General features: G+C 66.2%; 12 protein-coding genes. 9 read left to right on the top strand and 3 right to left on the bottom strand.

Features of this window, described 5'->3' with window-relative positions; translation table 11 throughout:
- The first annotated feature begins 4 nt into the window (after window positions 1–4).
- The 8 genes from HV711_RS02665 (at window position 5) to HV711_RS02630 (ending at window position 7,656) form a co-directional block, all read left to right on the top strand.
- Window positions 5–388, top strand: a complete 384-nt coding sequence (locus tag HV711_RS02665) for a (2Fe-2S)-binding protein (protein WP_013590425.1) — start codon at window positions 5–7, stop codon at window positions 386–388.
- Complete coding sequence (locus HV711_RS02660) at window positions 378–1,784, top strand: FAD/NAD(P)-dependent oxidoreductase (RefSeq protein WP_013590426.1); 1,407 nt, start codon at window positions 378–380, stop codon at window positions 1,782–1,784. The genes HV711_RS02665 and HV711_RS02660 overlap by 11 nt, the downstream gene beginning before the upstream one ends.
- Window positions 1,777–2,949 carry an NAD(P)/FAD-dependent oxidoreductase gene (locus tag HV711_RS02655; RefSeq protein WP_035476925.1) on the top strand — a complete coding sequence of 391 codons (1,173 nt, stop codon included), beginning with the start codon at window positions 1,777–1,779 and terminating at the stop codon, window positions 2,947–2,949. The genes HV711_RS02660 and HV711_RS02655 overlap by 8 nt, the downstream gene beginning before the upstream one ends.
- An 81-nt stretch (window positions 2,950–3,030) precedes the next feature.
- The gene (locus HV711_RS02650; RefSeq protein ID WP_028359740.1) at window positions 3,031–3,384 is read left to right on the top strand and encodes a RidA family protein; all 354 of its coding nucleotides are present in this window, start codon (window positions 3,031–3,033) and stop codon (window positions 3,382–3,384) included.
- A 501-nt stretch (window positions 3,385–3,885) separates the two neighbouring features.
- On the top strand, window positions 3,886–4,584 hold the full coding sequence (locus tag HV711_RS02645) for an MgtC/SapB family protein (protein ID WP_028359739.1): 699 nt from the start codon (window positions 3,886–3,888) through the stop codon (window positions 4,582–4,584).
- A gap of 113 nt (window positions 4,585–4,697) precedes the next feature.
- Window positions 4,698–5,579 carry an RNA polymerase sigma-70 factor gene (locus tag HV711_RS02640; RefSeq protein ID WP_035476928.1) on the top strand — a complete coding sequence of 294 codons (882 nt, stop codon included), beginning with the start codon at window positions 4,698–4,700 and terminating at the stop codon, window positions 5,577–5,579.
- A 145-nt stretch (window positions 5,580–5,724) separates the two neighbouring features.
- Window positions 5,725–6,774 carry a LysR family transcriptional regulator gene (locus HV711_RS02635; protein ID WP_028359737.1) on the top strand — a complete coding sequence of 350 codons (1,050 nt, stop codon included), beginning with the start codon at window positions 5,725–5,727 and terminating at the stop codon, window positions 6,772–6,774.
- A gap of 126 nt (window positions 6,775–6,900) precedes the next feature.
- Window positions 6,901–7,656 (top strand): SDR family oxidoreductase, encoded by a 756-nt coding sequence (locus tag HV711_RS02630; protein WP_035476931.1) that lies wholly within the window; start codon window positions 6,901–6,903, stop codon window positions 7,654–7,656.
- Window positions 7,657–7,751: 95 nt separating this feature from the next.
- Here HV711_RS02630 and HV711_RS02625 read toward each other — a convergent pair whose 3' ends face one another.
- A complete protein-coding gene (locus HV711_RS02625; RefSeq protein WP_035476934.1) occupies window positions 7,752–8,930 on the bottom strand; it encodes a GGDEF domain-containing protein in 1,179 nt (392 codons plus the stop codon).
- A 232-nt stretch (window positions 8,931–9,162) separates the two neighbouring features.
- On the opposite strand from HV711_RS02625, the gene HV711_RS02620 reads away from it, so the two are divergent.
- Complete coding sequence (locus tag HV711_RS02620; RefSeq protein WP_175144979.1) at window positions 9,163–10,359, top strand: hypothetical protein; 1,197 nt, start codon at window positions 9,163–9,165, stop codon at window positions 10,357–10,359.
- Between the two features lie 67 nt (window positions 10,360–10,426).
- Here the strand turns inward: HV711_RS02620 and HV711_RS02615 are convergent, their stop codons facing one another.
- Together HV711_RS02615 and HV711_RS02610 are read right to left on the bottom strand one after the other, a co-directional pair.
- Window positions 10,427–12,136, bottom strand: a complete 1,710-nt coding sequence (locus tag HV711_RS02615) for a tannase/feruloyl esterase family alpha/beta hydrolase (protein WP_035476937.1) — start codon at window positions 12,134–12,136, stop codon at window positions 10,427–10,429.
- A 10-nt stretch (window positions 12,137–12,146) separates the two neighbouring features.
- On the bottom strand, window positions 12,147–13,289 hold the full coding sequence (locus tag HV711_RS02610) for a porin (RefSeq protein ID WP_035476940.1): 1,143 nt from the start codon (window positions 13,287–13,289) through the stop codon (window positions 12,147–12,149).
- Between the last annotated feature and the right edge of the window lie 10 nt (window positions 13,290–13,299).

Here is a 13,299-nt window from a genome sequence, read left to right as displayed (position 1 = left end):
CGACATGACTATCCGATCGACTGACACGCCGGCTCACACACTGTTCAAACCGCTGCCGGGCGCGCAAGGCGCGAGCGCGGCAAACGTCGCCATCTGGTTCAACGACCGGCCGCTTTCCGTGCCCGGCGGCCGTTCGGTGGCAGCCGCTCTGCTCGCCGCGGGCATCGCGCGGTTTCGCGCGACGCCGGTCTCCGGCGCACCGCGCGCGCCGTTCTGCATGATGGGCGCCTGCTTCGAGTGCCTCGTGGAAATCGACGGCGTGCCGAGCCGCCAGGCCTGCATGGTCGAAGTCAAGGCCGGCATGCGGATCCGCTCGCAGGAAGGCGCACGCGACCTGCCGCCCACGAACCTCGCTGACGCCCTGCAGGAGAACGCTCATGGCCGCTGATTTCGCACCCGAAGCCGTCGACGTGGTCGTGGTCGGCGCCGGTCCCGCCGGCATGAGCGCGGCGACACGCGCCGCGCGCGCGGGCCTGAAGACCGTGCTGATCGACGAACAGGACGCCGTGGGCGGCCAGATCTATCGCGCGATTGGCCGCGCCGATGCGCGCCGCAAGGAGATTCTCGGTCCCGATTACGCGGCGGGCGCCGCGATCGCCGACGCGTTCGCCGCTTCCGGCGCGCGTCATCTGACCAACGCGACCGTCTGGCAGGTCACGCGCGAGCGCGGCGTCAATTATCTGAAGGACGGCAAGATCGGCAGCTTCGACGCGCAACGCGTGATTCTCGCGAGCGGCGCGCTGGAGCGGCCCTTTCCGATTCCGGGCTGGACGCTGCCGGGCGTGCTGACCGCAGGCGCCGCGCAAATCCTCCTGAAGAGCGCCGGCGAAGTACCCGCCGCGCCGCCCGTGCTGGCCGGCTGCGGACCGCTGCTCTACCTGCTCGGCTGGCAATACGTACGCGCCGGCGTGCCGATTCGTGCGCTCGTCGACACCACCCGGCACGAGGACCGCTGGCGCGCAAAGCGCCACATGCTTTCGGCGCTGCGCGCGTGGCCGTTTCTGAGCAAAGGCCTGCAACTGATTCGCACGCTGCGCGACGCAGGCGTGCCGATCTTCGAAGCCGCCGACGATCTGCGCGTCGAGGCACGCGTGGGCGCCGACCGCGTGGAGCGCGCCGCCGCGCTTCATTTCACGACGCAAGGCAAAGCGCATCGCCTCGAAGCGGATGTGATCCTGCTGCATCAGGGCGTGGTGCCGAACACGCAGTTCACGCAGGCGCTGCGCGCGGCGCACCGTTGGGACGACGCGCAGCTTTGCTTCACGCCGCAGCTCGATGCGTGGGGCGAGCTCGATGTGCCCGGCATTTTCGTCGCGGGCGACGGCGCGGGCATTGGCGGCGCCCAGGCAGCGGCGTTGCAGGGCACGCTCGCGGGCCTCGCGGTCGCCGCGCAACTGGGCGCGCTCCCTGCGGCAGCCCGCGATGCTGAAGCCGCCGCGCACCGGCGCGCGCTCGCGGGCGTCATGCGTATCCGGCCGTTTCTCGACAGCCTCTATCGTCCGCGCGACGTCAACCGTATTCCGCGCGACGAAACCATTGTGTGCCGTTGCGAGGAGGTCACTGCCGGCGAACTGCGCAAGTTCGTCGGGCTCGGCTGCGTCGGGCCGAACCAGGCCAAGTCGTTCGGACGCTGCGGCATGGGGCCGTGCCAGGGCCGCATGTGCGGTCTCACGGTCACGGAAGTGATCGCGGACGCGCGGCGCGTCTCGCCCGCCGAGGTCGGCTACTACCGCATCCGTCCGCCGATCAAACCGCTCACGCTCGGAGAACTCGCCGGTGAATGACACGACCGCCATCCAGGAAGCCGACGTGCTGGTGGTCGGCGGCGGGCTGCACGGCACGAGCAGCGCGTTTCATCTCGCGCGCCGCGGTGCAAAGGTTGTCGTGCTCGAAGCCGACTACGTCGCGCGTCATTCGTCGGGGGTGAATGCCGGCGGCGTGCGCACGCTCGGGCGCCCGCTGCCTGAAATTCCGCTGGCGCTGATGTCGCGTGAAATCTGGCACGGCATGACCGATCTGCTCGGCGAGGACGGCGGCTTTGTGGCCTCCGGCCAGCTCAAGATCGCCGAAACCGACGACGAGCTCACCGCCTGCCGCGAGCGTGTCGCGCTGCTCCGATCGCACGGCTTCTCGCACGAGACGGTGATCGACCGCGAAACCGTGCTCGAACTCGAACCCGCGCTTGCGCGCCATGTCACGGGCGGTATCTGGGTCGAGCGCGACGGCTACGCGCTGCCGTATCGGACCACCACGGCATTTCGCCTCGCCGCCGAACGGCTCGGCGCGCGTTTTCTGCAAGGCACCGGCGTGCGCCGTATCGAACAGCGCGGCACGCGCTGGTTCGCGCTCACCCCGCGCGGCACGTTCAGCGCGCACAAGCTGCTCGTCACCGCGGGCGCGTGGTCCGGCGAACTCGCGAAGCAGGTCGGCGAGCCCGTGCCCGTGCATCCGGAAGGTTTGATGCTGATGGTCACTCATCGCGTGGCGCCGTTCTGCCGGGCAACGCTCGGCGCCACCGGCAGACCGCTGTCGTTCAAGCAGTTCGACAACGGCACGGTGGTAATCGGCGGAAAGCTGATCGGTATCGCGGATCTCGCCAACCGTCACGGCGAAGTGGATTTCGTGCGGCTCGTGCGCAGCGCGCGCACGGTCACGGATCTCTTTCCGCATCTACGCCATCTCGGCGTGAACCGCGCGTGGGCCGGCGTCGAAGCCTTCACCGAAGACGAACTGCCCGTCATTTCCGCGAGCCGCAAGGCGTCGAATCTGTACTACTCGTTCGGCTATTGCGGCAGCGGCTTTCAGCTCGGCCCGGGCTGCGGCAAGCTCGTGTCCGAACTGATGCTCGACGGCACCACGAGCCTTTCGCTCGATGCGTTTGCCATCGACCGCTTCGCGCGCCATGCCGCCTCTGCGGACGCGCACGCCGGGCACCTCGTCGCGCATTAACCTGCTGGCCCTGTTCTGCTGCGTCGCGCCGTCTTCGTAAGCGCGCGGCGGCCTCCTTTGACCTCAACCTGAGAGATTGTCATGACCGATATCGTTCGCATCGAAACCAATCAACGCATGAGCCGTGTCGTCAAGGCGGGCGGCCTCGTCTTTATCGGCGGCCAGACTTCCGCGGATCACGCGCCGGACGTGAAAATCCAGACCGCAAAAGTGCTGGAGAAAATCGACGGCTTTCTGGACAGGGCCGGTATCGACAAGACCCGGCTCGTCTCCGCGCAAGTCTGGCTCGCGGACATCGCGCGCGATTTCGCCGGCATGAACGAAGTCTGGGACGCGTGGGTTCCGCAAGGCTGCGCGCCCACGCGCGCAACCGTGCAAGCCTCACTGGCCGCGCCGGAATTGCTGGTGGAAATCGCGGTGATCGCGCTAGCCTGAGCCGGTTCGTGAGACGGCGGGAGCAGCCAGCTTTCAACCCGATGACGTTTGCTGTGCTTATCAATTCCGGTTGACCTGACTCTATCCGCCTATCTACAATCTCGACGTTCTTCGAAAACGGGGCCCTGCCTTGGAAACCAGCAGTAGTCGATCATCCAGTTGTTTCGCCGCCTGAACGGCAGGACGCCCGCGCTTCTTCCCAAGCCGCCGTCTTGCCGCCAGGCAAACGGTGCGCATCGCAGCAAACTTTCCGTGCACCTCGATCAGCGCCATGTGGATGCGGTCTCGCCGCGTCCGCACGGCCCACGCGTTGCGAGCTTCGACTGGCGGCGGTGCCCGTGCGCGCCTGCACGATGGCCCGCGCCGGCCGATGCGCAGACGCTGCCTGGCAGCGAGGCTCGTGTCAATTGCCTGACACACATCCATGTCACGCTAACCGCCCTTGCAGGCGGCGCACTCGTCCGCCTTTTGCTTATGAATGCTTTTTTCACCGGACTGCACATGACTCTCGAATTCGTCTGGCGGCTTCTCGTCGCGTTTGGCTGCGGCGTCGCCATCGGCGTCGAGCGCCAGCTGCGTCAACGCACAGCCGGCCTGCGCACCATCACGCTCGTGACGAGCGGCGCATGCCTGTTCGTTTCATTAGGAATGCTGATGGGCAGCGGCATCACGCAGATCGCCGCCTATGTGGTGTCCGGCGTCGGTTTTCTGGGCGGCGGCGTGATCATGCGCGACAAGGGTTCCATACAAGGCATCAACACGGCGGCCACGCTATGGTGCGCCGCGGCTGTCGGCGTGCTATCGGGCACGGGCTACTTCGCACCGGCCGTCGCGGGAACGCTGGTCGTGCTCGCCACCAATACCGTGCTGCGCGAGCTCAGCCGCGCGATCAATGCCGCGCCGGTCGCGAACGCGGACGTGGTGCGCGATTACGAGCTCTCGGTGGTGTGTCGCGAAGCCGACGAGGTGCACATTCGCGCGGTGCTGTCGAACGCGATGTATTCGGAGCCCTTGTCGTTTCAGAGTCTGACGAGTCAGGACTGCGATGGTCAGCCGCCGCGCGTGCAGGTCACCGCGACTTGCCGGACGCATCCGAAGGATCAGGCGCGCATCGAGCAGGTCGCCAGTCGCATCAGCATGGAAAGAGGCGTCTCGAGCGTCAGTTGGTCGGCGAAGGAGGCCGAACCGGCGCCCGAATGATTTCGCCGGCGGCGGCAAGACACGCCGTGGTCCATGGCAATATGCGGGTGTCGGCTTCGGCCTCTGCCTCGGCTTCGAGCGAGGCATCTGCTCACGCAACAGGAAACCTGTCCATGGACGACGACGCGCGCGCCTTCAACAGCCTTCGCCCGCGCTTGCAGAAGATCGCCTATCGCATGCTCGGCTCGGTGGCCGAAGCGGAAGACATCGTGCAGGATGTCTGGCTGCGCTGGCACGCGGCGTCCCGTGAAACGATCGATAACGCCGAAGCATGGCTCGTCGCGGTGACGACGCGGGTGGCCATCGACCGCTTGCGCGCCGCCAAAACGCAGCGCGAGCACTACACGGGCACGTGGCTGCCGGAACCGCAGCTGAGCGGCTCGCCCGCCACTCCCGAGGAAGCCGTCGAGCGCAGCGACGACGTTTCCGTGGCGTTTCTGCTGTTGCTGGAGCGGCTCACCCCCGAGGCGCGCGCGGCCTTCCTGTTGCGCGAAGTTTTCGACGCCGATTACGACGAAGTCGCCGCAGCGATCGGCAAGACCGAGGCGGCCTGCCGTCAGCTGGTGAGCCGCGCCAAAGCGCAATTGCGCGACGAACGGCCACGCCACGTCGTGCCGCGCGAGACGCACCATCGGCTGCTGCGGATGTTCGCACAGGCCGTCGAGCGCGGCGATTTTCCTTCAATTCATGCCCTGCTTGCGGAAGACGCCCTGCTGATCGGCGACGGCGGCGGCAAGGTGCCGAGCGCGGGCAAACCGATGGAGGGCGGGCGGCGCATTGCGCAGCTCTTCTACGCCGGCTCGCGGCGTTACGGCAGCCAGGTTCAGGTCAGGCTCACGCTGCTCAACGGCGAGTGGGCGCTGTTGCGCTTTATCGAAGGCACGCTCGAATCCGCACTGTCGTTCGAAACGGACAACGAGCGCATTTTGCGCATTCTGGCGCAGCGCAATCCCGACAAGCTCGCGCGCATTGCCGCGGCCTACGCCAACGCCTGACGCGGCCCCGCCCGATGCCGCGCCACGCGGCGCGGCCGGGCGCTGCCCGCTGCCCGCACGTATCCCACGCATGGGCGGCCGGGCATGTCACAAACGGCGCCGCTGATACGTCTAGCCGTTTTTGGACTGGAACACTCGTGCCCGCATGCCAGATCACCGCCCGCCCTCACCCTCGCCCGTTACCGGGAGTCAGGCCCCCCACGACCCTCATGATCCTCACGACCCATTCGCCAGCAGTTTTGCGACCACGTATGCCGGCGTCATTTCGTTTCTGGCCGTCGCGAACGAAGGCAGCTTCGCGCGCGCGGGCGACCGGCTGGGCATCGGCCGTTCGTCGGTGAGCCGCAATGTGCAGAAACTCGAGGCGCAGCTCGAGGTGCGTCTTTTCCTGCGCACCACGCGCAGCACGTCGCTCACGCGCGAAGGCGAACTGTTCTACGAGCGCTGCCAGCCGGGCGTCGAGCGTATCGTGGAGGCGCTCGACGGCATGCGCGAGCTGCGCAGCGGGCCGCCGCGCGGGCATCTGCGGATTGCGTCGACGTCCGGCTTCGGCCGCCGGATCGTCGCGCCCCTCTTGCGCGGTTTTCACTCGCGCTTTCCCGGCATCACGCTCGAACTGCTGCTGAACGAGCGCCCCGCGGACTTCACGAGCGACCGCGTCGACGTGTCGTTTCGCGAAGGACGGATGGAAGACAGCGGCATCGTCGCGCGGCAACTGATCGCGATGCAGATGATCGTCTGCGCGTCGCCGGCCTATGCGCGCAGGCACGGTTTGCCGCGCCGCATCGACGAACTGGCGCAGCATCGCTGCATCAACTTTCGCATGGCCTCCGGGCGCATCAAGGAGTGGGAGTTCAAGGTGGACGGCCATACGCAGCGGCATCAACCGGCGGCGCAGCATACGTTCAACGACGCGGATCTGATTCTGCAAGCGGTGCTCGACGGCGTGGGCATCGCGCAGGTGCCTGCCTATCAGGTGTGCGATCTGCTCGGCGAGCGGCGCCTCGTGAGCTGCCTCGGCCAACACGCGCCGGACGACAGCGGCCACTACATCTGCTATTTGAGCCGCAAGCATCTGCCTGCCCGCATCCGCGTATTCGTCGACTACATGACTGACGCGACGCGCGCCATGAATCTGCACTGCCTCGCTACGACAACAACGGCGGCGGCCCCCGAGTTATCGGCAGTCGAATGACAAGTGGGGCGATTGGTGTCGCCAAGGCAACATGGTGAGCCGGCGCGGACGCCTACCGCGGCACGCCGCGCCCGCCTACCATTGACTTCATGCGGCACATGCCGCCAACGACACTCGGAGTGGACCATGAAGATCGTCATTATCGGCGGCACCGGCCTGATCGGCTCGAAGACGCACGCCATTCTGCGCAACGCCGGGCACGAGGTGCTCGCCGCGTCGCCGAAAAGCGGCGTCAATACGCTCACCGGCGAAGGACTCGCCGACGCGCTGGCCGGCGCGCAAGTGGTGGTCGACCTTGCCAATTCGCCGTCGTTCGAAGACAAGGCCGTGCTCGAATTCTTCGAGACTTCCGGGCGCAACCTGCATCAGGCAGAGCGCGCGGCGGGCGTCGGGCATCATGTCGCGCTTTCCATCGTGGGCACCGACCGCACGCCGGAAAACGGCTATTTCCGCGCCAAAGTCGCGCAGGAGAAACTGGTCGAGGCATCGGGCATTCCGTACACCATCATTCGCTCGACGCAGTTCATGGAATTTCTCGGCGGCATCGCGGCATCCAGCGTGCAAGGCAACGCGATCCACCTCTCGCCCGGCTCGTTCCAGCCCATTGCGGCGGACGACGTCGCCGCCTTCGTTGCGGACGTCGCGCTCGCTGCGCCGCGCAACGGCACCGTGGAAATCGCGGGACCGGAGCGCGCGCCGTTCGACGAGATCGTCGCCCGCTACCTGAAGTCCGTTGGCGACCCGCGCGAGGTGGTGCGCGACTCAGAGGCGCTCTACTTCGGCGGCCGCGTCGACGAGCGCTCGCTCGTGCCGCTCGGCGAGGCGCGCCTCGGCCGCATCGGTCTCGACGAATGGTTGCGGCGCAATCAGGCGGCGGGCTGACGCCTGTCCGTGCAGCGAACCCGAAACGCATGGTGTCTGTGCTGTTTCGCGCGGCGCGGCGCTCGCGCAGTGCGCTCGCCGCGGCGTAACACGCGCTATTTGACGAGCTTGAGGCTCACGGCCTTGTGCGCGCCCTCGACCCGGTTGCCGCCCAGCGACTTGGCGCGATAGAGCGCCTCGTCCGCGGCGGCCAGCAATTCCGCAAGCGACTCTGCGGCGTCAGCCGAATGCGCGAGGCCGATGCTGACCGTCGCCTGAATGTCGTTGCCGTCCACGCGGTGCGAAACGGTCTGCGCGAAGCGCGCGACGATCATCTCGCCCACCGCTTGCGCGCGCGCCGCGTCATGGCGAGGCAAGAGCGCCGCGAACTCTTCTCCGCCGATGCGCGCCAGCACCGCGTCGTGTCCCACCGCGCCGCGAGCCACTTCCGCGAAAGACTTGAGCACTTCGTCGCCGGTCTTGTGACCGTAGCGGTCGTTGAGCTTCTTGAAGCGGTCCAGATCCAGCGCAAGCAGCGACAAGGGCCGGCTTTTGCCACCCTCGCCGATCACGCGCTCGCCTTGTTCGAAGAACCACCTGCGATTACCGAGGCCGGTCAGATAGTCGGTTTGCGATTGCTGCAGCAGTTGCCCATGCGTTTCCTCGCGGATGAGCTTGAGCAGCGTCATCGGCAGGACGACCGAATACAGCACGCCCTCATACATGGTGACGACGCTCGAGACCAGCAACAGGCCGTTGCCGTACCGTGCCGCGAGCCATGGCAGCGCGAGCGCCCGGAACGCATACGTGAGCGCATGAATGCCCGTCACGGCGACCGCGATATAGCGCGAGGGCAACGCCTTCAAGTCGTCGCCGCGCAACAGTTCGCGCGACGTCATGCCGCTCGCGAGCGCGATCGGGATCGCGCTGACATACGCCCAGATCGTGCTCTCCCAGCGCGCGCTGCCCACCGCCCATGTCAGCGCCATGACAAAGAGGAGCCCGACAGACACGGCCCGATATTGCCGGCGGCTTAGCAGCGCCACCCCATGCAGGACGAGCAGGTAACCCGTCAGAATGACCAGATTGCTGAGCGCGGAGCCCCACGCGCCGGGCAGCTCACGGCGAAACATGGCCGCCGCGCAACCGATGGCGAGCGTCGCATACCCTGCGGCCAGCACGCTCAACTCCCGGCTGCGCCGCGGATGACTTCGGTGCTCCCATAGTGTCATGCCGGAACTGGCGAGAAGCGTTCCGATGATGAGGAGATAGAGGGTAAAGAGATCGACACGCATCGCTGACGGGAGGTTCGACGCCAGCACAGTGCGGCGGCAGCCGCATTTTACAGTGCTGCCCGATTCCACGATGCAGGTCGGTTAAATCGCGTGCCGATTTCTACAGACACCCCAGAATGCGACATAAAAAGTCGCAAAACGTTGTGATTCAATCGGTTTATTCCACAAATGCATCTGCTACGCTGCCTCTGCCGGTTTCGTATTCACTTTCAACCACGGCATGGAGCACGCGATGTTGGAACGGCTGGATTTGCGATTCGCCCTGATCGGCGCCTTACTGATTCTTTCCGGCTGCGGCGGCGGAGGCGGCGGCGGCTCCTCGAACATCGGCGCCAACGGCGCGGGCGCCGCGGCGCCGGCCGGCTCGGGCACGAACGCGACGGTACCCACGCTGGCCGCCGCCACGCCCGTGGTCGACGGCACCGCGCTGGGCGATTCGAACTGGCCCACGGGCTCGACAGCGTCGGGCGGCCTCGGCCAGCCTGTCAGCGGGCTGAACTGCGCGCTGCCGAGCAAGGTGTACACCTATACGCATCTGTCCATCTACCAGAACGGGCGCCAGCTCGCGGTGCCGGCCAACATCGGCGCCGTGGCGCCGACCATGGCCGCGCAGACCGGCTGCTCCTATCCGCTTCACACGGTGGATGCGAGCGGCAAGATCCATATGGATACGACGAACGGCGCGTCGTACACGCTCGGTCAGTTCTTCGCGATCTGGGGTGAAACGCTTGGCGCCTCGAATGTCGCCGGCCTGAGCGGATCGCCGGTGACGATCTATGTGAACGACGGCGGCACGCTGTCGAAATACACCGGCGACCCGGCGAGCCTCGTGCTGCCGCCGCATGGCGAGGTCACCATCATGGTCGGCACGCCGCTCACGCAGATTCCCACTTATACGTGGACCGATCCGCCGCCCTTCGACCCGAATCCCGTCACGCTCACTTACGGCGGCGTGGTGGGCACGGCGTACTGGCCGAACGGCAATACGTCGACGGGCGGTACCGGCGGCGCGGTCGACGGCTTGATCTGCGCCGCCGGCATGGCCGAGCTTTATCACGTGCACGCGCATCTCGCGATCGTCAAGGACGGCCAGTGGCTCGCTTTGCCGGCTAACGTAGGCATTCTTTCGCAGTGCAACTACGAGATGCACACGCACGACCAGACCGGCATCATTCACATCGAAACGCCGACCCTGAAAACCTTCACGCTGGGCCAGTTCTTCGACATCTGGGGGCAGCCGCTCTCCAGCACGAACGTCGCGGGCATCACAGGCAACGTGGTGGCGTACATCAACGACAACGGCGATTCGCGGCGCTACATGGGCGATCTGCGCAACATCGAGCTCACGTCGCTGCGCGACATCACCTTGCAGATCGGCACGCCCGCAGTCAGCACGCTCGCGACTTACTCGTGGTACGAGCAGCAGTGATCCGAACTTCGAGTGCTGCGCCGGCGTCGACTCTTTGCCAAGTCGACACCGGCGCCGCGCTCAAAGATCAACTACACGAAAAACTCGCGGCCGAGTTCACGTCGCCGCCCTTGTAGCGCGCCACTTTCGGATAAGGACACAGCGGCCGCGTGCGGCCCGCACCCCAATCTGCCGGCACTTCGCTGTTCGGTATCGCATTGCTCGCGTCGCGTGCGGTCGCGATCACGCTATCAGGCGCCTTGCCCTGCTCCACCCACGCGACCATCGGCGTCAGCATGTCGAACTGGTCGGCTGCGGGGCCGCCCGAACAATGGTTCATGCCCGCAACCGTATAGAGCCGCGCGAAATTGCTCGCGTCGCCGCCATTGGCTGCCATCAGGCGTTGATACCAGTCGGTCGTGTCATTCGACGAAAACACCGGGTCGCTCGTGCCGTGATACACCATGAGCTTCGCGCCGCGTTGCTTGAGTGCGCTCAAATTCGTTTCGTCCGGCGGCGTCATGAAGGACCACGACGATTCCGTGTAGGCGCCGCTCGTCGCGAAGATTTTCGGCGCGTCGCTGTCCATGCTGAAGTTGAGCGCGTACGACGACAACTGCGCGAGCAGGGACGCGCTTTGCGGCGGCGTGGTGAACGTGAAGGCAGCCGCGGCGGGATCGAGCGTGATCGAATTGCTTTGTTTCCACTGTGCCCAGCCCGCGCCGCTCACGCCGGCATCGTACGGAAAGCTCGCGTAGAGCGCCGTGCCCGCGCTATTGCGCGCGCCGGAAAACACGTTGCCGATCGCATCTTTCTGCGCCGTGGTCAGGCACGTGCCGTCGCGCACGTTGCCCGTGCAGGTCGGTACGTCGGCGGCGAGGCTGAAATTTGCCTGGCAGGCCTTGATGTCCTGCACCATGCCGTCGGCGGCGCCATCCAGCGCGTCGCATTTCGCGAGAATTCGCGAGGCGACCAGTTGCCGCTCGGCGGTCGTGAAGCCGGTCTTGATGTCGGGCAGCCCATTCGCGGTCGTTGCGGTCGCAACCTTCGCGAACTGCTGTGCGCCCCACATTTCGCCGATGGCCGCCTTCGGCAAATGGAATCCCGGATCGCCTGCAATGATGCCGTCGTATTCCGCCGCCGACCTGGCCGCCGCTACCATCGCGTGGCGTCCGCCGTTCGAGCATCCCTCGAAATAGCTGCGATCCGGCGCCTTGCCATACGCAGTGCGAATCACCTGCTTGGCCATCGGCGTCAAGGTGGCGACCGCGTTATAGCCGTAGTCGATCCGCGCCTGCGGATCGAGGCCGAAAAGCGGATTCTGCGACGACGAGTGCCCCGCGTCGGAACTGATCACGGCAAATCCCATGTTCAGCGCGTCGTTGAGCGGGCCGCCCCCGCCTATCTCGCCCGTCGCCGTGACGACGTTGCCGTCGAGCCCGCCGTTGGCCTGATAAAAGAAGCGCCCGTTCCATGCAATCGGCAGACGCATTTCGAAGCCGATCGCATAAGTCTTGCCGTCGACCGCGCTCACGCGCTGGTTCATCTGACCCTGCACGAGACAGTGTTCGGCGACAGGTTTGCCTGCCACTGTGAGCGTTCCGGCGGGCACGTCCTGCACAGAACTGAACGTCGTGTTCGCGAACGCCAATTTGGCGGCCAATGTCGCACAGCTTCCAGCGAGCGCCGCCGGCTGGGCCGCGATCAGTTGCGGGAGTGCCGACAGGTTGTCCCCCGAGCCGCCGCCGCAAGCGCCCAGCGTGGCCGACACGCACACTGCAATCACCGATCTGTTCATTCGATGTCTCCTAGAACGAGTGCTTGATGCCGACCATCACGCCGGTCTGTCCCATGCCGGCGGCGGGCGTGGTGCCGCCACCGCCGCCGCTCACCGAATAGCGCGCCTTCGTGCTGTTTGCGAGGTAGGCGGCCTGCGCGTAGACGGACGAGCGCTTGCTCAGCAGATAAGTGGTGCGCAAGGTGCCCATCGTCGCGCGCGAGTCGTGCGCGCTGTTGATGATGCGGAACACTTCTCCGTCGACGATGAACGCGGGCGTGACGAAATACGACGCGCCGACGAAGAAAAGGTCCGAGCGCACGTTCGGCACCGCCGGCGAATCCGTCACCACACGCCGGCCCAGCCAGCCGGCGCCGAGCTTCGCGCCCGCGTATTGCGCGTACGCGCTGACATGAGTGCGCGCGTCCTTGTCCGCACCATTGGCAAGCGGCGTGGGCGTGATGCCGTCGAAGAAATTGGCCTGCGCACTGGTGCCGCCGCGCTGCTCTTCATACGATGCCGCGACGCCGAAGTTCGCCGCGTCGTACTTGAGCATCACGGACCAGTCGCGACATTCGGTCGGGTGCCCCGCGACCGAGCCCGCGCAGGTGCCTTGTCCCGGCGAATTGCCGGTGCCCGCCGAATCGCGGCCGAACGAATAGCCCGCGCCGAGCGTCAAGCCCTTGTATGTGCCGAGATAGGTGACCGAGTTGTCGGTACGCGCATTGGGCACATAGGCGTCGAGGGAACCCATGCCGTAGATGTCGGGACCGATGATGTCCGCGCCTTGCAGCGCGAGATAGGTCATCGTGTATTGCCGCCCGAATGCGAGCGTGCCGTAAGGACCCTTAAGCCCGACGAACGCCTGCCGTCCGAAGAGCCGCCCACCCTGCCCCGAACTGCCGTCGCGAACGTTGAAGCCGCTCTCGAGCGTGAAGATCGCGCGATAGCCGCCGCCGAGATCTTCCACGCCGCGCAGGCCCCAACGCGAAGGCAGCTCGCCTGTCACGGCGGGCATGCGAAACACGTGTCCGCCCGCGGCGTTCGCATGCGATACGTATTCGACGCCCGTATCGACGATGCCGTACAGCGTGACGCTCGATTGCGCAAGCGCAGCCGTGCTGAGCGCACAGAGCGCGCTAGATACCAGAAGCCGGGTCTTGATTGTTTGCATCGCGATTATC

This window comes from Paraburkholderia phenoliruptrix (genome assembly GCF_902859825.1).
GTDB lineage: Bacteria > Pseudomonadota > Gammaproteobacteria > Burkholderiales > Burkholderiaceae > Paraburkholderia > Paraburkholderia phenoliruptrix.
This window is presented reverse-complemented; position numbering and strand designations above follow the sequence as displayed.